General features: G+C 54.0%; 14 protein-coding genes. 4 read left to right on the top strand and 10 right to left on the bottom strand.

Annotated elements, in window-relative coordinates; all coding sequences use genetic code 11:
- Positions 1-2 precede the first annotated feature (2 nt).
- The 10 genes from ACTHLA_RS07585 to ACTHLA_RS07540 form a co-directional block, all read right to left on the bottom strand.
- Positions 3-887 carry a nucleotidyl transferase AbiEii/AbiGii toxin family protein gene (locus tag ACTHLA_RS07585; protein WP_440186823.1) on the bottom strand — a complete coding sequence of 295 codons (885 nt, stop codon included), beginning with the start codon at positions 885-887 and terminating at the stop codon, positions 3-5.
- Positions 880-1,497, bottom strand: a complete 618-nt coding sequence (locus ACTHLA_RS07580) for a type IV toxin-antitoxin system AbiEi family antitoxin domain-containing protein (protein WP_440186821.1) — start codon at positions 1,495-1,497, stop codon at positions 880-882. The genes ACTHLA_RS07585 and ACTHLA_RS07580 overlap by 8 nt, the downstream gene beginning before the upstream one ends.
- A 382-nt stretch (positions 1,498-1,879) precedes the next feature.
- The gene (locus tag ACTHLA_RS07575; RefSeq protein WP_440186819.1) at positions 1,880-2,335 is read right to left on the bottom strand and encodes a 3-hydroxyacyl-ACP dehydratase FabZ family protein; all 456 of its coding nucleotides are present in this window, start codon (positions 2,333-2,335) and stop codon (positions 1,880-1,882) included.
- A gap of 6 nt (positions 2,336-2,341) precedes the next feature.
- Complete coding sequence (locus ACTHLA_RS07570; protein ID WP_440186817.1) at positions 2,342-3,409, bottom strand: LLM class flavin-dependent oxidoreductase; 1,068 nt, start codon at positions 3,407-3,409, stop codon at positions 2,342-2,344.
- Between the two features lie 29 nt (positions 3,410-3,438).
- Positions 3,439-6,459 carry a beta-ketoacyl synthase N-terminal-like domain-containing protein gene (locus tag ACTHLA_RS07565; RefSeq protein WP_440186815.1) on the bottom strand — a complete coding sequence of 1,007 codons (3,021 nt, stop codon included), beginning with the start codon at positions 6,457-6,459 and terminating at the stop codon, positions 3,439-3,441.
- 13 nt (positions 6,460-6,472) lie between these two features.
- Positions 6,473-11,530 carry an AMP-binding protein gene (locus ACTHLA_RS07560; RefSeq protein WP_440186813.1) on the bottom strand — a complete coding sequence of 1,686 codons (5,058 nt, stop codon included), beginning with the start codon at positions 11,528-11,530 and terminating at the stop codon, positions 6,473-6,475.
- Positions 11,531-12,871 (bottom strand): MFS transporter, encoded by a 1,341-nt coding sequence (locus ACTHLA_RS07555; protein WP_440186811.1) that lies wholly within the window; start codon positions 12,869-12,871, stop codon positions 11,531-11,533.
- Entirely contained in the window at positions 12,868-13,671 is an 804-nt protein-coding gene (locus ACTHLA_RS07550; RefSeq protein WP_440186809.1) for a phytanoyl-CoA dioxygenase family protein, read from the bottom strand. The genes ACTHLA_RS07555 and ACTHLA_RS07550 overlap by 4 nt, the downstream gene beginning before the upstream one ends.
- 320 nt (positions 13,672-13,991) lie before the next feature.
- Positions 13,992-14,711: a 4'-phosphopantetheinyl transferase family protein gene (locus ACTHLA_RS07545; protein ID WP_440186807.1), complete on the bottom strand. Its 720-nt coding sequence runs from the start codon at positions 14,709-14,711 to the stop codon at positions 13,992-13,994.
- 1 nt (position 14,712) lies between these two features.
- The gene (locus ACTHLA_RS07540) at positions 14,713-15,243 is read right to left on the bottom strand and encodes a hypothetical protein (RefSeq protein WP_440186805.1); all 531 of its coding nucleotides are present in this window, start codon (positions 15,241-15,243) and stop codon (positions 14,713-14,715) included.
- 508 nt (positions 15,244-15,751) lie between these two features.
- On the opposite strand from ACTHLA_RS07540, the gene ACTHLA_RS07535 reads away from it, so the two are divergent.
- From ACTHLA_RS07535 to ACTHLA_RS07520, 4 genes are all read left to right on the top strand, one after another.
- Positions 15,752-18,094, top strand: coding sequence for a glycoside hydrolase family 31 protein (locus ACTHLA_RS07535; RefSeq protein WP_440186803.1), 2,343 nt, complete (start codon positions 15,752-15,754; stop codon positions 18,092-18,094).
- Between the two features lie 17 nt (positions 18,095-18,111).
- Positions 18,112-19,653 (top strand): carboxylesterase/lipase family protein, encoded by a 1,542-nt coding sequence (locus ACTHLA_RS07530; protein WP_440186801.1) that lies wholly within the window; start codon positions 18,112-18,114, stop codon positions 19,651-19,653.
- A 118-nt stretch (positions 19,654-19,771) separates the two neighbouring features.
- A complete protein-coding gene (locus tag ACTHLA_RS07525) occupies positions 19,772-20,494 on the top strand; it encodes a DUF6625 family protein (protein ID WP_440186799.1) in 723 nt (240 codons plus the stop codon).
- Positions 20,491-20,823 (top strand): transposase, encoded by a 333-nt coding sequence (locus ACTHLA_RS07520; RefSeq protein WP_440186797.1) that lies wholly within the window; start codon positions 20,491-20,493, stop codon positions 20,821-20,823. Before ACTHLA_RS07525 ends, ACTHLA_RS07520 begins: the two co-directional genes overlap by 4 nt.
- Positions 20,824-21,025: the final 202 nt, after the last annotated feature.

Genomic DNA, 21,025 nt, shown 5'->3' with positions numbered 1-21,025 from the left:
GCTCAGCGGTTTTGGGCGCCGCCGTCAATGTCGGCCGCCAATTTTGCGTGAGACATGAGGAATGGCGCAATGTCTGTGACGACATCCGTAAGCGTTCCCGGATTATGGGCGACGCCTACGACAAATGCCTTCCATTGCCGTTGCTTCTGGTCGTCCTCAGCAAACGCCGGCGTCAACGCATCGGGCAGTTCCGCAGGGATTGCGGTTCCACGTCGCGCGAAAGTGGCCGCAATCGCCCGCGCCAGCCTGTCGTTATCAAACGCAAATGAACGGCTGAGAATCCAGATATCGTAGAAATCCTTCATCCGGCTGTTGGCGCGTCCCAGCGCCACCATCGCCTGGAACTTCTCGGCGATAACAGTCTCACGCGCGTAAGCCCGAAGGCGCGGCGCGGGAAACTCCAGCATTGAGGGATAGTCCAACACTTCGACACCGGGCTCCGTCGCATCGCCAAAGCCAATATCAATCGTCAGACCGATGCGGGCTCCACTGATCGATGCCGTTGTCCGAAGCCGCAGCCCTCCATATTCCAGTTCCTCGCGGATGCGGTCTACACGCAGCGCCGCAATGTCGAACTCCAAGCCGTCGGCGGCTTCCAGCGCCATGATTTCGCGGAACGTCGCGAGCATGGGTTCAGCCTCGGACTCGCCAAAGCGCAACAGATCGAGATCGCGCGTGCCACGATGAGGGTCATCAAACCAGCTCATCATCAGCATGGCGCCTTTAAGAACAAAGCGGTCGGCATGCGGTGATTGTCCGAGCCTGTAGAGCAGCCGCTCAAGGGCGAAGCGGGTCAGGACGAGATCGAAGCTTTGGCCGCTCGCCTTGGCGAATTGCAACAGACGCGCACGTACCGAGGCACCGATATTCTTCAATTCTTTAGTCATTGGCGGTCAGTGCCTCGAGGTAGGGTCGAATGACAGTCGCGACAGCACCGTGCTCGGCATATTTGGCGATTTCGCCCGGAGTTGCCTTGCGCTGACGCAGTGCTTCCTGAAGCCCTTCGATCGCCACGGACAGGCCGATCTTGCTGCGATACCGGAAGCAGTCTGCAATCGTTTTGGCGACGCCAAACACCTTCACGGGCACACCCTCGACGGTATGGATCTCAACGCTGTCGGCGAGCAGCCGATCGGCAAAGCGAACCAGTCGCACCGGCACACCGTCCATCTTGGCCGCCCAATCCTTATGGCCGATAGCCATCCAAACATGCCTTGGCATCTGATCGGTAAGCTCATGAAACGTGAGCGCCGAGACGAGGCATACGACACCCTTCGGCAGTCGCTTCGCGGCCTCCGCCAGGCTGTGGTGTGCATCGAGGGGGGCGTCAGGGAGCTGATAGAGCCCGCGTGCGAGACGCAGCACCTCGCCATCGCGCTCCATACGGCTCATGGTGGCCGCAGTTACGCCCTCGGCGCGCAGCTCGGTCAGGCGTGCAATACCATGGAGCTTGAGCACGTTCCGGGCAATCTGGCGTTGGGGCACGGATTTCGTCATGATACGAATCCTTGGAGAATGAATTATATTATCCGAGGATATGTATCACAAAGATGAGTTTGTTGGAAGAGACGCTGATGTCGCGCGTGGAAGCACAATATGTTGATTTGCACTGAGTGATGCGTTGCACCGGTCGCGACCGCCGCCAGAACACGCTCTCGAAGATCTGCGGAAAGGGCTTTCGACATATCCGCCGGCTTCCCTCCGGCAGATAGTTTGAATCAGAACCACGCTGATTTGAAAACCCCCACCGATTCATTCAGATAGGAAAATGCTCTAATATGATACGTTTTTTATCGGCAAGATTGACGCCGCCGTCATTTTTTATTGTTGCATCTGTCTGCTACATGACAGGAAGGTTTCGCAATCAGTCGTGGAGTGCTTACGACCGGTTGCTTGCAACGCCAGAAAAATCACATTCAGCGGCAAGGCGCCCGTTTAGGTAAGCTTCAGCATGAAAGTGGAAATAATCTTCCCGATACTTGGTCACAGTGACGGGCATTCGCAGCTCGTCACCTGACCGGGCACGACGGAGAAAGCGAATATTATCCATCGCTATGAACGCGACGAATTTGCCGTCTGGAGCAACTTGTAGGGACTTACCCATCATTACGCCACCGGTTTGCCCCATTGCTTCCAGAATTAGAACATTGGGAAAATGTTCGTCAGTGGTTCCGGCAGCAGCAAGATATGGCTCGGTCTGAGAAACGGTTTTGATTCCGACCATTCGACGAAAAGGCTCAAACTCTTCTCCCCGGTCTAAAAGCAACATTGGATAGCGATGAGGCGTGAAACGCAGAATCTCTTCCAAACTCACAAGGGGGGATGAAGCCGTCATTGCAGATTAGTCAGCCATTTGTGGTGCGGAAACAAAAGGCATCACCTCTTCAGAAAATTGCCGCATCGAGTCGAGAACAGCTTCCCTTTGTCCGACGCCTTCCAAAGCCAGAGCAATGCGACGAATCCCAGTGACTTCGATGGTTCGGCCCAATTTATCGATACACTCCTGCGGCGTCCCAATCGGGCTATTCGCCATGTAGGCGTCGACGGTGTCGAACAGCCCATTTCCACCCCAGGCTTTCTCCTCGTTGGGGCGTTTTCCATAACGTTCGAATGCAAGTGTTTCGCCAAAGCGCATTGCGCGCTGACTCGCCTCTTCCCACCAGAGGATGCGTTCGCGCGCTGTATCTTTAACCCGACGACCGTCGGAAGAGACCCCAGCCAAGGCCGTCAATACGTGCGGAATGGTGTTGGGATCAAATCCTGCCTTTTCCGCAAACGCATTGTAGCAGTCCAGGAGGCTCCGGGTTTGAGCGTCTGAAAAGCCGAATGGAAGTAAAAGAGGAATACCTTGCTTCGCGGCCCATTCGATCGTCTGATCAGTTTGCGCGACAGTGTAGAGCTGTGGGTGCGGCTTCGTAAATGGACGGGGATTTATGTTCACCTGCGGGAACGTGACGTACTCGCTGTTCGAAGAACATCTTCCGGTTGTCCAGGCCGATTTCATAATTGCCAACCATTCATCGGCAATTTCTCGCGTTTTGTGACGATCCGTGTCGAAAACGACAAAATCCTTTTGGAAGTATCCTCTTCCGAACCCGAAAATCAAACGACCCTCGCTCAATTGATCGAGCAAAGCTACCTGTTCCGCCAAGCGGACCGGGTGATCGAGGGTGATGACCTGAATAGCAGTGCCAACCTTGAGGGAGGTGGTTTTCCCCAATAGGAACGACGCATAGAAGAGTGGTGAGCCTACCAGTCCGAATTGTGTGAAATGATGCTCCAGAACCCAAGCTGTCGAGTAGCCCAGACGCTCGGATTCGGCAGCGTAGCAGGCGCCGTTCATGAGAACGTCATGTGCGTTCATGCCTGGCGGCTGCGCGTTAATTAGAAATAGACTCCAGTCGATCAAGGCGTCGTTCCTCATTTTTCAATCGTCGATCAGGCCGGCAAGGACGTGATTTCGTCGCGCATTTTTGTAACGAACCTCGAAATCGTTTGCTCGTCATATTGGCCGGAAGAATATTTGCAGCTGATATAGAACCGGCCGTCCTCGAAACCGAAATTCAGTTCAAGCCGGCTCCAGCGATCATACTCAGGCGGGACGTGGATGTGGGTGCCAAGAGGGATGACCTGCGCCGCGTCAACCTGCGGCGTGTTATAGCCCTCGTATCCGTGGAAATTGACGGTGATCTCACGATTGAAAAGAGGCTTATTATCAACATTGATTCTATGAACGCCCCGCTTCACAGGCGCTGCCGACCCAATGAAGTAGGAAAGACCTTTGAGAGGAATTTCGGCCAACTGACGCTTGATCGCCTCCACGCGCTCGATGATCCCCTCGTTTGACGGCGTCTGAAGCAGTAGCAGGCCGTTTAGCGCCAAAAGTCCAACAGTACCTGAAAAATCCCTGCCGGTGACTCCAAGTACATCCGACCGGCCGCCGAACGTGCAGGACATCTGTGTCCATTCTGAGTTGGCCTCGGCGGTGGCGAAAGCCGTGACGGAATAAAGGATCAGGTCCATCAGTGAAATCTTGTGCGCTTTCAAACGCGACAATAAGTTCGAGGTTTCTTCGGCGGACAAATATTTGCGAGCCTCGGTTTCTTCGCCGCTCTTGCCGCCGACACCTGCCTCGCGATCTACTGGCAGTGACCCGCAAGCGCTCCACTCAGGCCTTGACCAGTAGAGACGATCTTGTTCAGGATCGAATGCTTCAAACCACGCATTCTGATATTGCGAATAAATCGAAATCGGTGTCGCCGATGGTAAGGCTGGATTGTCAGATTGGTAAAACGCGACAAAATCGTTGGCCAGGAGCCGGAACGAATTTCCGTCAAGCATCACCTTATGGGTGAACAGGATAATCAAGCATTTTCCGTCATCGAACTTAAGCAAATGCGCGAAAAATAGAGGTGGTTTCGAGAAGTCCACCTTGCTGAATGCGGCATTACAATAAGCCGTGGAATCGAAATCTTCATAACTGCCCAACTCATATTTACGGAAATAACCATCAGCGGGATAATCATCATAGTGGACATGCCACCGACGCTGTTCGTCTTGCAAATACCGCGAGCGCAACGCTTGATGACGCAGAATCGTATTAGCGACAGCACTTTTGACGCGCGCAATTGACACTGTGCCCACCAGTTCAAGGATGGAAGCACACATCTCCGATTCAGGATTCGTGACTTGAGGATAGAAGAAGCGGTTTTGACCCAGCGTTAAGTTTGACTCATCGGGGATCTCCTCCAGAAAGATTTCCGTAATCACAGGCGGGTTTCTTTCCGGTCGGGGTCCATCCTCTCCGGCTGCGTCGGGGCGCATCGCTTCAATCAGGTCGGCCACCGTGCTTAACTCCGCAAAACGTGCTGCGGAAAGGGTCCGGCCAAATTGCGTATCCAGTTCTTCAGTAATCATCACGACACCGATCGAGTCGATTCCGAGGTCCTGAAGACGTGCATTCAAAGAGATATTCGCCTTTGGAGCGTGCTCTTTCAGAATCGACAGGATGATTTCAGTTTCCGCTTCATGGTTCACAGAGGTTGCCAACGGCTCGGCTTTGTCATCTACGGTTGCGATTTTATCCGTGCGCCGTGTATTTCTTTTGCGCAAAATGCCGTCGAATCGCGTTCCCGCTTCTGGGATTGAAGAGGCCAGTGGGAAATCGCTATCGCCTGCTTCGATAACGATGTGGCCGTTCGTCCCGCCAATGCCGAAGGAACTGATGCCCGCGCACAAATTTGGGTCACTGGGCAGATCAACAGGCACCGTCGCCCTTTCGAAGGGGGTTTCGTCAAAACGGCACAGCTCGTTGAGACTGGCGATAGGTATCTCGGGTGGCACTTGTCTGTGTATTAGGATAAGCGCAGCCTTCACCAAACCCGCAAGCCCCGCCACGACATCGGTATGCCCGATATTGGCCTTAACGGAGCCGATATGAAGGCTGTCCGATTTCCCCCATCGCTTTAACGCCTTATTGAGAGCCGAAATTTCGATGGGATCGCCTAATTTCGTTCCAGTGCCATGCGTTTCGACATAGACAAATTTGTCACTGGCGATATCGGCGGCGGTCAGCGCCGCCTCCACAACTTCGGCCTGCCCTCGTTCCGAAGGGCCGGCGTAACCAGGTTTTTGATTTCCATCGTTGTTGATGGCTGTCGCTTTAATAACGCAGAAAATCTTGTCCCCATCCTCACGCGCAGTTTCCAGCCGCTTGAGTACGACGAATGCGGCGCCCTCCCCTGGGACGGTTCCGTCGGCTGTATCCGAGAATGGCGCACATACGCCGGTCGGCGAGAAAAAGCCACCTTCCTGCAAATGGTAGCCGGCCCAGAACGGCCGAACCGAACTGGCGCCCGCCAATGCAATATCACAATCTCCCGCGAGAAGCGACTGGATAGCCATGTGGATTGCCACATGCGATGAGGAGCATGCGGAATTAACGAGAACAGCCGGACCTCGCAATCCAAGGTGATAAGCGAGACGCGTGATGTAAAAATCCCTCTCCACATACGGCACTTCGCTGATCGCCATAGTGCGTCCGGGACCCAGGCTATCGCGAACTTCCCATGCCCATTCCATTGAGATCGAAGCGCTGCCGAACACGCCGATTTGGCCCCAGTACAGCGCTGGATCATAGCCACTGCTTCTCAAGGCTTGGCTCGCGTGCTTGAGCATCAGACGAAGCTGGGGATCGACGATGTTGGCGTCACGATTCGAGATTCCGAACTTGCGGCTATCGAAAATGGCGATGTCCTTCAAAGGGGAAATCCGCAACACGACGTCGTCAGCGCCGAACTGCTGAAGCGCGCCCCGGTCTTCCATTTCGTCGACGTCCAGTCGTCGAATAAACGAATGTTGGTCGTTCATCATATCCCAATATTCGTCGAGGCCGTAGGCTCCGCCGAATTCGCAGGATACCCCTATGACCGCAATATCAAGGTCTGAAGCCGTTGACATATTATTCTCCAGGTTACGTCTGCGACGCCGCCCTCTGGCGCCGAAGAATGTTGAGATTCTGCTTCCGGGGTTTCTCCGGCTCCGCCGTTTCCGTTTCGACAGATCCGAGCGCCGCCAAGTCCGCAATCGTTGGGCTGCCGTAGATTTTCACGAGATCGATTTGCGTGCCGAACCATAGGTCCATCTCACGCTTTACGGTCATCAGCGTCATCGAGTCGCCGCCGGCTTCGAAGAAGTTCGTTCGCCGACCAAAGCGATCATGGCTTAAAACCCGACGCCAGATTCCATAAACGAAATGTTCCTCAGGGGTGGCAGGCGGCTCGAAGTCAATCTGGTCGTCGTCTTCTGCCGTCGGCAATCTGGACAGATCGATCGTCCCGTTCTGATTCAGCTCAAATTTGTCCACCAGGACGAAATTGCCTGGAAGCATGTAAGATGGCAGCCTCCGTCGGAGTTCCTCTTCGATCCTATCCAGTCTGGTTCGCGGGTCCGCGGTATCGTGCGCGGCCTGAACAAAGGCTACGAGGCGAAACGCCTCGCCCGCTGTTTTGGCGATGACTGTCGCCTGTTGAACGCCGTCACATTGTTGTATCGACGCTTCGATATCCGAAAGATCAACCCGAAGACCTCTGATCTTAATCTGGTGATCTCGTCTTCCAAGGTAGTACCATACACCGTTCGGCTTCCGCCGTGCAAAATCACCGGTTTGGTAGGCGCGTACGGCCTGTCCCTGTCCAACCGTGAACGCTTTGAACCGCTCATGCGTCATCGCTGCGTTGGCATAATAGCCGTCGGCCACCGCTTCGCCTGCAACGCACAATTCACCGTGGAAACCATGCGGCTCAGGCGTACCGATGCTGTTTATGACAAAACAGTCTGCGCCAGCGATCGCGCGCCCAATATCGGGAACTTCCGGCCATTCATCCGGTGAAGCGGGAAGCGCCGCGATCGTTACAACGTGCGTTTCGGTGGGACCGTAATGGTTATAGAGCCTCGCATCGACATGGCGCTTGAAAAACGCCCGCAAATTCGGGATGATTTTAAGTTGTTGGGCAGTCGACAGAACGACTTTAACTGAGGGTAGGCCGATCCGGCTTTGGTTCGAGGCAATGGCCAGTTCGCACATTACGGGATAGGACAGGTTCAATACCGAGATATGTTCTGCGGCAATGAGTCTTAGTAGGCTCAGCGAGTCCAGACGCGTCGCTTCGTCCGCCAAAACCACGATACCGCCAAGAAGTAATCCGCAGAACACTTCTGTGAAGTGCATATCGAAGGCGATGGACGAATAATGCAGGATGGTCGGCGCCGATATGTCCGCGGAAGACGTAATTTCTTCGACAAGGTTGATAAGGGGGCCATGCCCCATAGCGACCGCTTTGGGCGCTCCCGTACTTCCCGATGTGAACAAGATATACGCGGGATGAGCGCCGCTGCGCTCCCCGACTGGAACGGCAGCAACCTGTTCTGGGAGGTTCGATAGATTGATGACTCTGGATTTTGCCTCCCAGCCTTCGAAGCGGCCGCACGTGTCCTGGTCGACCAGTAGGCAAGCGGGGTCGATGAAATGCAGTTTCTCCTCGATAGCATCCTGATAAAAATCCGGGTCGATCGGAATATAGGTCGCGTCCAAAGAAAGGATGGCGAGAAGCGCAGCTATATAGGCGGGGGTCCGGCGCGTAAAAATGACAACACGGTCCCCCGGACGCACACTGGTTTGTAAGTGACCGGCAATCCGGCCAACTTCGCATTCTAACCGGCCATAAGTCCAGGTATCGCTATGGAAACGAATGGCGAACGCACCCGGTCGCTGCGCGGCGACCTTTTCAAACAAGCTGTAAAGATCCTGCCCCACCCGACCGGCTGTCGCCTCAAACTTCGGTAGCAGGTTGTCTGCACGAAGCGCTCCGACCGAATGATCATGGCTTGCTGCCCCCTGTGTGACGAGTTCGATAAAATAGCTCGCCAGCAGTTCAATCGTACCGTCGGCGAAAAGATCGCTATCATATTCAAACGATAGCCTGATCTCTTGCCCCGCCATGTAGACGTCAAGTCCCAGATCAAAACGGCTTACGCCCAGATCGACCGGAATGCGGGCTACAGCCAGCTCCGGCGTTTGCACGGGAAGGGCGTCATAGTCATGGAGATTCAGGGTGATTTGGAACAGTGGATTATAAGTTGCGTTCCGTGCAGGCTGCAATTCCCGAAGCAAATCGAGATAGGAAACATCACTGTTTTTACGAGCTTGAGACAATATCTCATGGCAGTGCGCGATGGTTTCGTTTACCGACCACCGCAAATTTAGCCGGGTTCTCAGAATCGTCGTTTGGGCAAGAAAGCCAATCCGCTGATCATCGCCAGCCCAATCCCGGCCGGCCAAAAACGTCCCTATGGCAATGTCAGGCTCATTTCCCATCCGCGCCAGCGCAATAGCGAAAAACGCATGAAGTCCGCTGAAGAGCGTTGCGCCGGCCGCCGCACATAGCGTTTGAAGGTTTTCGACCGCCGCGGGGGACATTACGACATCGTGCCGTCGTCCCTTCTTTTCCCTCCGAGCGTGTCGGGCGCCGTCAAGCGGCAAGCTGTGGACGACCGGAAGGCCGTGTAAATGCGCCCGCCAATACCCCAGGCTTCGTTCCAGCAGATCGTCTGGAATCCTGTGGCGATAAAATTTCACTGGCGTCAATGCTTCCGACGATGGACGCAAATATGCATCGATCACCTCATCCAACAGCAGTTTCAGAGACCATCCGTCGACCGCTATATGATGGAAAACCAACGCCAGAATAACATCTGGGCTATCCTCCAAAGTGAATATTCCAGCACGAGCCGGCACGTCCGATCGTATTGAGAAGGGAACGGCGACAAAGGCCTCGATCGCCGCCGCAATATCGCCAACCTCAATTTGCTGAACGGCAACCTCGAAATCCGCGGCGTCACGGACCTCCGCGATATGAGCGCCGCCTTCAATTGCCGGGTACACGGTTCGCAAGATTTCGTGCCCGGTAACGATCCGTTCGACGGCAGCTTTCAACCGGTCTTGATCTATTTGCCCTGACAAACGCAAAACAAGCGGCAGATGATACCCTCTATGACCGGGCGAAAGCATCTCGATGGAGAGCATTAAATGCTGATTGCAGGTCAATCCTGACGCGACACCGGACACATCCAACTGGCTGACTTCGCCCTCGGATTGCCGGATAAGGTTAGCGATATGGCGCGCCGACGGGTTTTCAAATAGGCTTCGTGGTGAGACGGAACGGCCGTAAAGCGTCTCAATTTTCATCGCCAACTGGCTAAGTTGAAGTGATGAAAGTCCATATGAAAAGAGCGACCTTGTTGGATCGATGCGCTCGACGTCGAGCATCGAGCAAACCAGGGTGCAAATTTCTTTCTCCACGACTAAATCGGCGTTATCGTGTAGGGGGATATCGGCCGCATCGCCCTGAAAACGAAGATATTGGATTTCACCGGCTTCAATTTGGCGCCGCAGCTCGATGCGCTTCAACTTCCCCGACGAGGTTCTTTGAACAGAGCCTGGCGCGACCACCAATATTTCTTGCAGGACGACGTCGAGTTGTTCGAAGACTAAGCCGGCGACGGCCCAAAGCTGCCTAAGGTCCTCGGCACCGCAGGGAGAACGCATCTCCACTACGGCGATCGGCGTTTCAGTGCCCTGATATGCTTTGCCAATAACCGCGACGGTTGAAAAGCGTCGGTCTTTCGACAGCTCCGCCGCAATTATCGCTTCAATATCTGTCGGATATAAGTTGCGACCGTTCTGGATAATGACTTCCTTGATGCGACCAAGGACGTACAATCTACTGCGTAGAATGGTGCCGCTATCGCCCGTGCGAAAAAATGGTCCGTCTCCCGCCGCCGTATATGCCTTGAATGGGGACTCTGCGCTTGGACGATCCTCAAAATATCCGCTGCTGACGTTCGCGCCACGGATCCAGATTTCTCCGAGATTTCCTTCTGCAAGAGCATCCCCATCCGGGCCCACTACGACCAGTTCGGCGGGGCTTGCCGGACCACAATTAATTGTTTGCTCGACTTGCCCGCTAAGTACGGTACCAGCGTACTCGGTTTCCCAAGCTTCCTCCCAGAACGCGCCGGATACAAATACGGTTGCTTCCGCCATGCCATATGCTGCGAAAAATGCCTGCCTGTGAAAGCCGACCGATTCAAACTGCTGAGAAAACCTCTTTAATGTTTCTACTTGGATCGGTTCTGCTGCGTTGAAGGCAACGCGCCAGGTCGCAAGGTTCAGATGATCAAGCTGGCCGCTGCGAAGACGATTAACGCATAGTTCATAAGCGAAATTCGGCCCCCCGGAAATGGTGCCCTCATGTTGCGATATGAGCGACAACCAAGACGCCGGATTTCTCATAAACGAAAGCGGCGTCGTAATTACCGACTTGCACCCCATTCTTGCCGGCAACAACACGGTGTTGACCAGCCCAAGGTCATGGTGCAGCGGCAGCCAACTGACAAATACGTCATCCCCGGTGACGTCCGCCGCCCGAGAAATCATGGCCACATTGGCCAAGATATTCCCGTTGGAGATCATAACGCCCTTTGGTATGCCGGTTGAGCCTGAACTGTACTGAATATAAGCCAGGTCTGATACGCCACCGCTCCATGGCTCGACCGTTTCATGATCTCCCATCAAAGCACGTGCCGAAATTTGATTTGGTTCGCTGGCATCTGCGACAACAACATATCTGGCGCCGCAATCGGATATCGTTCGCGCCAGGCGCGCGTGTGTTTCCTTCTTTTGGCTTGGATAGAGCGGTACCGCTATCATTCCAGCGTAAAGACAAGCCCAAAAGACAATCACATAGTCCTTGCCTTGGGGAAGTTGAATGGCGATCCGGTCCCCGGCCTCGCATAGCCGAAGCAGTTTTGAAGCAGTGTGTTGAACTGCGGCCAATACCTCCGCGTTGGAAAGTTCGATCCCTTCCAACGGAAAGACGTAAGCGGTTGCAGTGGGCCGGCTCCATGCGTTCGTTATCAAGTAACTGATAATATTCGTTTTAAGCTTATAATCCGTAATCAATCCGTTCATTTACCGGGCCTCCCCCGCGAGACGGTCTGAAATATCTTCCGAGGCTTTATTGGTCAGCGTGTACCTCACCATCGCCAGCGCAGAGAGTAACGCAAAGGCGGCTGGTATGAGCGTGAACATCAAAGCGATGCCGAGAAGCCCGCGCCCCGTCTGCGCCTGGTTTGCATGGTATTGAAAGTAAGCGAGGCCGATCGGTGTGAGGACCATACCGAGAGATCCCCCAAGTCTTCCGGCAAGCATGGCTACCGAGTTCACCAAAGCGGGAGCCCGGAAGTTCAGCTTCTCATCCAGGTAGTCGACAACGTCCGAGTAAATTGAGAAGATTACGGGCGCACAGGCGCCTCCGAGAACGGAATTTAGACAGTGGAAAACAATGATAAGGAAAACATTGGCGTGATTTACAAAATATATAACGCCTATAAAAAATGCATTTGAGGCCATAAGGCCAATGTAGAGTACCTTCCGGTCAATTTTGTTGATCACAAAACCAACTAACGCTACACCCACCGCACACGAGATGGTGCCGGCCGCAAGCATGATGTTGCCGATGTCTTCACGGTTCATCGCATAATTGATGAAATAGAGAGTCAACTGCGACTTGAACGTTACGAACAGGCCGGTGAAGAAGGTGGAAATGACCGGCGCCAGAAATGTCCCGTTTTTCAGTATCCGCAAAGCGCTGCCAAAGACATCCTGCACCACCTCCCCTTCGGCCTTGGCCACAGCTCTGTTTTTAGTGACGGATGCCGTGATATAAAGCGTTGCGGCGGCAATTATTGAAAAGATAAAGGCCACCGATTGGAAACCGCCACCATCCTTACCGCCAAGATAATCAACCAGATACTTGATGAAAAAGGTTGCCAGCGTGCTCGCGCCAAAGGCAAAGACAAAGCGTATGGTCGACAGGCGGGCCCGGTCACTTGCCTGGGTTGCGATTGACGAAACCAGACCGGTGTACACGACTGAAATCAGAGCGGTAAGCACAACGAACGCGCTGACGACGGCATAGGCGTAAATAATCCGTACCTCAGTACTCCACGACCGATCGAACGTGAAAAGGGCGACCGAGATCAGAAACGAGGGAACAATCAACCATAGGCGCCATTTGAGAAACGCCCCGATACCGCCTGGTATGCGATCGAGCAGGATGCCAAAGAGTGGAAAGCTGGCGCTATCCAGAATTTTAGTGAGAAGGAAGAGGCCCGCAACGCTGGGAAGCGGCAGCCTGAGAATATCTGTGAAATAATATAGCTGATAGAAGCCGATAAGCGTTCCCATCAGCGCCTGCCCGGCGTCGCCAACACCGTAACCCAACAGTTCCTTCAGCTTGAGGCTTCTCATGCGCGTGCTTCCTCGGTCTTTGTTCTTTTTTTGTAAGGGCGAATAGGCTCAAAGCATTGTGAGCACAGGAATTCAGGCCGAAAGGACTTACGAGCCTCCGGAAGATTGTCGGTTCGATTGTAGGTAATGATCAGGAGGCGACGGTCATGATTGGAGGTATTTGGCCCCGAGCCATGAACCAACTGGGGATGAAAGAAATCGATGTCCCCGGCCGCCCGGATCGCGGTGAGTGGCGTGAGTTCCTGACTTTGCGCCTTCAATTCAGCAGCCGAGACCTGGAACGTCAGTTCCCTTCCGACATTTGACATCCACTCAGCTTCGGACGCCACGCCCTGGGATTGTACCCGTTCGCACAGGTTGCCCCACCGCTGCGATCCGGGAAGGAACGTAAGTGGTCCGGAATCTATGTCCGCATCGGAAAGGTAGATGGCGACGTTCACGAGGTCGGCACGCGGAATTCCATCCAGCTCCTTCCAGAAAATATAGTCCTGATGCCAAGGCCAGCCTTCACCGAATTTTGCGACCTTCATATTGATCTTGAACTGGTGGACATAGACCGCACCGCACAAGATCGCTTCGACAACATCGAGCAGATCGGTGCGTTCGCAAAGCTCTTTGAAAAAAGGCTCAACAAGATGGAGCCCGTGCACAGCGCGCGCTGCGGATAGCCCCTCCTCCTTCACGACCCCATAGCTATTTGTTGCAAGATACTGGTCAAGCCTTGCGTTGATGGCACAGATATCCAACTGGCCAAGCATGCCGGAAAGGGCGACGATTCCGGCATTATGATACTCATCCAAGCAAAAATCTAACATGCTCCCCGCATCGCCTCAACCCGGACTTCATATTTTTATATGGATTTGTTTTTTATACGTGGATTGGTATGTCGGCGTTGACATCGCTGTCAAGGGCAAATCTCATCCTTTGATTGCAACCGAAACAAAATTCAGCTTTAAATTTTATATCCATTTGAAATTTGTAAGATTTTTTGCGCCAATTTCTTGTCAGAAATGGCCGAGCCGGTTGAATGAATGTGTGCCGCTGGATTCAAATATTTTACGAATAAATCGTCAGCGTAAGTGAATTCATTAATGAAATCAGAACTTAAAGAATTCGGACATTATTGTTTGTAACAGACCACGCCGGCCAGGACTCCTCCCCCTACGGCTTCCCATCGCCCGTCAAAGCGGTATTGCAGCGGCTTTCGCCAGTTGGGTAAATCGAAGTGTAAAGATCGCCTGCAGGCCACGTCGATAGCAGGCGAGCCAAATCTGACACGCACATCATGAAAATCCAGGAAGCTCCCGAATATCGGATACCAGGCCTTGAAAAAGGCCTCCTTGGCGCTGAAAATAATTCGAAGCGCTAATCCGTCGTCCTTCAGAATTTCCGACGCAAGGACAAGTTCATCGCTCGTACTGACATATCTCTCCAGATGTTCACCTTCGATGGGTGCGAATTCCACATCCAATCCGATGCTCATCAAATCACCCTTCTTGGTGACAACCGCCGCGCATACCTCACCGGAATGACTGATTGAACCCGCGATACCGTCCGGCCAGACCGGCGTTCTATCCGCTCGCATTGAAATCGCGCAGTTGTCGACACCGAACGACGTCATAGCCTTTCTTGCAAGGTGGCGGCCCGCTGCGAATTCAAGGCGTCGCTTTAAAGAAGCGTTTCTCAGTGCCAGCTCCTCTTCCGGAAACAGTGGCCCCTGGAATTCGACAATGCGACCGGCGGCGACAACGACCTCCTTAGGGAATAATGCCCCAGATTCCAGCGCCGCTATCACAGCGCCCGGACCATTACCGATAGTTTCCCTGCGAAGAGATTCCACGTCAGGCAACCGTTCCGACCCCGATAGCCTCCAAAGGATACTTGCTATGTCGCGTCAGCGGTTCAATCGCATAAATGAAATCAGCGCCATCAAGCTCGCGGCGGGCAAATTCGGCCTGCGCCTCCTCATGCTCCACCATGTGATCGCATACCGCGGCCTCGCCCAAGGCGCCGCGTAACCGGGCCGCTTCAGCATATCTCCGGTAGTGCGGCAGCAGGTCTTCTGTCGCAATCTTGAAAATAACCTCCATGCCTTCGCGCCAGGACATTGCGTTCATCGTCGCCGCCAAAGATGCCCCCATTGTACGAATCTCCTCGAGTTCAACTATGCTCATGCCGACGGCGAGCAGGTGCCGACGCAGCCAGGCCTTTGTTTCCGTCTCCAATTGAAGAAGGTATGAAAGCTTCAATTGAATATCAGGCATGTTCGTGGATGCGATAAGAGCGGAATAAACAGCTTCACCCAGAACCTCGCCATTGTAAAACATCTCCAAACCTTCTTTGTACTCGTACGTCCGAAGCTTTTCTTCCATTAGGTTCCCCTGTCCTTTTAGTTACTTTTGTTCAATCCCCTCAACCTGTTAAGCCGTTCAGATGTCATGACGGCTTCAGGTAATTCCGGCATCCATTTTAGGAGCCGTATTACACTAATGCAATTTTGCATATGAATATTATTTTTACAAACAACCGCCCCGCACATAGTAGAAAAACCGCCTTCGGCGGATATCGCTTAACGACAAAACTTAAGTACTTATGCCTTAATAAGCGTGATAATCATTCGAAAGAGCCAAGAAAAATGAACTCACAGTTCTTTCTGGCAGCTTAATATATATTATTTCTCAAATTAATACAGAGAAATATATGCACAATACATACCTTTACACAAATTTATTTTCCTGATTTTTTTTCACATTTAAAAATTAGCGCCTTGACCTTTTATAAGGGGCGTAGAATTTAGAATTTATATGATTACATCTTGACGGCAAGAGCGTGCCGGATAAATTGCAAAAAAATGATAACGCTATCAGCGGGAGAAGTTCCATGCGTCACGTAAAAACCGCCCTGTTCGGGCTGGCGTCCTCACTTGCGCTGGCCGCCGCCGCGCACGCCGCGCCGATCGCGACGCTGGACCGCGACGGCGCCTGGGTCAGCGTTGAGGCTTACGGCCCGAACGTGATCCACGTCACCATCGCTGTTAACAAAGACGAGGCGCTGGAAGACCCCGGCTACGGCATCTTGGCCGACCACGCCGACAATGCAGACTTCAAGGAGACCAGCGACGCCAATGGCGATTCGTTCGCGTCGAGCGCCCTCACCCTGCACGTCAATCCTGCGCCCGCGCCGCATGTGCCAAGTACAATGGAGACATTGTTTTTTCCGACTCTCTCCCCTGTAGGGTTGCAGGTAGCGAATGCCAAGGGAACGACGATCCTCGACATGACCGGCTGGGAGATGGCGCCGCACGACGTTAGCGGCGAACACACCTATCAGGTCGGTGCTGATTTCAGCGCACCCGCCGACGAACATTATTACGGCATGGGCCAGAACCAGGAATCGCTTGGGTCGCTCGATCTGCGCGGGCGGGTCATCGACTGCAAGCACTGGTACGACGCGCCGGCGGGTGAGCAGGTGTGCGTGCCGTTCATGGTGTCGTCCAAGGGGTATGGGATCATCTGGGACAACCCGTCCGATACGCGCTTCATTGCTGGAATCAACGGCAAGATGAAGTTCCAGTCCAATGTCGGCGAACGAGTCTCCTTCTTCGTCGTGGTCGGCGATACGCCCGAAGAGATCTATTCGGCCTATGCGCGCGTCACCGGCAAGACGCCGATCCCGCCCAAGTCCGCCTTCGGCCTGATCCAGTCCAAGGCGCGTTACGATAGCCAAGCTGAGATTTTACGCGTCGCCAATACCTACCGCCAGAAGGGCTATCCGCTCGATATCATGGTGCAGGACTGGTTCTACTGGACGCGCATGGGACAGATGGATATCGACCCGGCGCAGTTCCCCGATCCTGACGCCATGAACAAGCAGTTACACGATATGGGCCTGCAATCGGTCGTCTCGATCTGGCCTCGCTTTCAGACCTCCGGGCGCTATTACAACCGACTGGCCGCCAAGGGCTATTTCCTCGAGGACAAGGACGGCAAGCCGGTCGATGGCCTGCCCTTCCGTTCCGACCGCGCCGGCGCCTTAATCGATTCGACCAATCCAGACGCCCGCAAATGGTTCTGGGATCATGCGCGCGACAATATTCTGTCGCACGGTTACGATTACCCGTGGCTGGATGAGACCGAGCCGGACCTCGTGCCGGATGGCTATTTCTATTCCATCGGATCGGGCGATCGCTATCACAACGTCTTCCCACTTCTGCATGTCGAGGGATTTGAGGAAGGCATGCGCCAATGGAAGCCGAACAAGCGCGTCCTGATCCTGGCGCGCGCCGCCTATCTCGGCTCGCAGCGCACCGGCGCGCTCTTCTGGTCGTCTGACGTTGACGCCACCTGGGAGGCTCTGAAGCGTCAGATTCCGACCGGGCTGAACATGACCGCGTCCGGCATCGCCTATTGGGGTAATGATATTGGTGGCTGGCAAAACCTGCCCGCCACCTCCAGCGCGACGAAGCCGTTGCTGGTCGATCCCGCCGGAGCAGAAGATGTGATCGGCAAGGACACGGAATATCCCGAACTTCTCACACGATGGTTCGAATACGGCACCTTCCTGCCAACCTTGCGTCTGCACGGCAGCCGCAAGCACACGGAAATATGGGCCACCGGCCCACAGGCCGAAGCCATCATGGCCAGGTATGACAAGCTACGCTACGAACTGTTGCCCTACATCTATTCCAGCGCCAAACACACCTATGATACGGGCGCGCCCTTCATGCGCGCCCTGTGGATGGACTTCCCGAACGATCCCAAGGTCGCTGATATCGGCACCGAGTACATGTTCGGTCCGGCCTTCCTGGTCGCACCGGTGACGGAACAGGGTCAGACGGAGAAGAACGTCTACCTGCCTGCCGGAACCGACTGGTACAATTACTGGACCAATGAAAAGGTTACCGGCGGTCAATGGGTGAAGGTCGCCTCGCCGATTGATGAGATCCCGCTGTTCGTCAAGGCCGGTTCCATCATCCCGTTCGGTTCCGACATTCCCTCAACCGCAACAAAGCAAAGCATCACATCCTTGAAGGTCTATCCGGGCACCGACGGGACGTTCAGCCTCTATGACGACGACGGCCACACCTACGACTACGAAACCGGTAAAGGGACGATGATCACGACCCTGACCTGGGACGACGCCAAGGGTGTTTTGTCGGCAACCGGCACCGACAAGATATTTGCCAAGAACGCGCCGGGACTGACGCAGATCATGGCAAAATAACAATAAGGGATGTGACGATGAAATACCTATCCACAACGGCGCTCATTGCCGCTTGTATGACCTTCCTTACCGGCGCATCAGCTTTCGCTGGTCAACCAACTGATCCGATTGCGGTAACTGGAGGTCAGATTGTTGGATCGGATGACGGCGCTCTGAGAACCTGGCTCGGGATTCCTTTCGCGGCCCCACCGGTTGGAAAGCTACGCTGGCGGGAGCCCCAACCTGTTGTGCCCTGGACCGGCATCAAGACCACGCAGACCTTTTCACCGGCTTGCGCGCCAAATGCGGACTGGCTTCCCAATGCGAAAAGCGAAGATTGCCTATATCTGAACGTATGGGCGCCGGAAAACGCAAAGAATTTGCCCGTCATCGTCTGGTTTCATGGTGGCGGCTACTACGGCGGCACTGCTGCACAACCCGTTTTTGACGGCGCAAATCTGGCGAAGCACGGGGCCATAGTTGTGACGCTCAACTACCGTCTCGGCATTTTCGGCTTCTTTTCCTATCCGGAATTAAGTGCTGAGTCACCTTACAAGACCTCCGGCAATCAGGGAATAGAGGACCAGATCGCGGCGCTCAAGTGGGTCAAGGCCAATATCGCCGCATTTGGGGGCGATCCCGAACGCGTCACGATTATGGGCGAGTCCGCCGGCGGTGAAACCGTTGGCATTCTGGTCGCCTCGCCCGAGGCGAAAGGTCTGTTCCAGCGCGCGATTGCCGAAAGTGGCAATGACGCATTGCCCATTGACCCTAGTGAAAACGATCAGTTCGATCTTAGCGTCGCTGAGAACAAAGGTGTCGACTTCGCTTCTGCTGTCGGCGCTAAAAGCTTGTCCGACTTGCGCGCGATGAGCGTGGAGGATTTGAAGAAACAAGCCTGGTCTCCGCGCACGGTCGTCGACGGCCATGTTTTGAAAGAGGATTTGACAACGGTCTATCGCCTCCACCATCAAAACGACGTCCCGCTTTTGGTCGGGTGGAATGCCGAAGAAGGAAAGGATCTCGCGCCTGAAATCTTGGGAACCAGCGAGTTCACCGCAGCCAACTTCCACGCTCTCGTCAAGAAGCTTTTGGGCTATGAACCCAACCAGGCCCTGCTCGCCGCGTATCCGGCTCAAACGGACGCTCAAGCCAAAGCATCGTTAAATCAACTCACCAACGACTGGTGGGGCTGGCGCATGTGGTATTGGGCCGGTCTCCAGGCGAGATATGGAGCATCCAAGCCCTATATCTACTATTTCGCCCATTATCCCGCTCAGGCCGAGCCCTGCTATTACGGATGCGGGATCGGTCATGGCGCGGAAATCCAGTATGTGTTCGACCATCTGGACTGGGAACAACGCCCCTGGACCGCACAAGACCGCAAACTGGCGTCGCAACTTGCCCAGACATGGGTCACCTTCGCAGCGACCGGAGCGCCCGATGCAGAAGGTTTACCGACCTGGCCGGCCTTTGATGGTTCAGACGCCTCGATTTTCAGAATTGGGGGCGAGCAGGATTTGGCGAAATACGGAAAGTTGCCGGAATTTTCATTATTCCCGCAACCGGCCGAGAACTGATCCGCACTGACGGGATGGTCCTTAGAGCATATCCGGGGCCATCCTCAGCGCGCTGACGTTGTCACTCAACCAGAACATTTGAAATGATCGACCCCATAGGCGCGATCAAGGAGGGGGCATGAAATCTATCATCGTAAAAATCGACTATTTCGGGCGGTTTCCCGACTGGTTCCCGCTTTTTTTGGAATCTTGCAGAACCAATCCGAGTCTCTCTTGGCATATCCATACCGATTGCCCGCTGCCCGAGGTCTATCCCCCCAACGTCAAGTTCACGACCATGTCCTATGACAGCTATTGCGAAATGGTCAGCGATGTCCTGGGAGTGAGGTTCAAACCTTACCATCCATACAATATAGTCAGCTTGAAGCCAATATTCGGCACCATTCACCGAGATATTGTAAGCGGATTCGACTTTTTCGCATGTAGCGATATCGATTTAATATATGGAGATATCCGAAAAATCTATACGGATAACGTCCTTACTCATAACGTCATATCGAGTCACGCCGGTATCCTAAGCGGCCACTTTGCATTATTCAAAAACGAGGCGTGGATTTGCGAGGCGTACCGTCGCATTCCGCGCTGGCGTGAAATCCTCGAAAATCCATATTACGTCGAATGGAAAGACTTGATCGACGAAGCGCACATGACAGCGATGTTTTCCTCAAATGCGAAAACCCGAGAGGACTTTTTTAAGCTCTGCGGCACTGCGGCGCCCAATGCAGAATATTACGAGAACAACTTCTTTCAGGAACAGTGGTCCACCCCCTTTACTGTCAAGGGCGGAGCAAAAGTCTGCCACCGGGGCGGCGTAAAAGTAGGCCCACAGGCAAGAAGGTGACCGTTGGCGAAGACAAGGCCTATGACGCTGCAGCGCATGGCGAAGCCTTACGTAAACTTGGCGTGGAGCCGCATGTCGCCCGCAATAACGCCACGACGAAAACTGGCAAGACGCGAACGACGATCATCGACGATGCTACGGCAAAAAGCGACGGTTACGGCATGTCACAGATGCGACGAAAGATGATCGAGTGTATGTTTGGTTGGGGCAAACAGCACGGCACCATGCGAAAGACTAAGCATCGCGGAATTAAGGCCGTAGCTGGAGACTTTCTGCTTAATCTCATAGCCTACAACCTGATCCGCATACCCACATTGGCAAAACTGTAGGAGAAGTCTGACCGAAATCAGGAAAACAAACGACAACCTCGAAACAGCGGGCAAATGAAAACCGCCCAATGAGCCTGACCACCGCGTAAAAACGTGAAAAGCCAAAGGCAAATAGCTTTTTCAGCAGACTGCTAGAGCAGATTTCTATCGGTTTGAATCATCACCGTTCTTAGCCTAGCGTCAAACGGCCAGACAGAAGGCC

Source organism: Asticcacaulis sp. (assembly GCF_051956075.1).
Classification (GTDB): domain Bacteria; phylum Pseudomonadota; class Alphaproteobacteria; order Caulobacterales; family Caulobacteraceae; genus Asticcacaulis.
The sequence above is the reverse complement of the archived record's forward strand: the minus strand, read 5'-3'. Positions and strand labels throughout refer to the sequence as shown.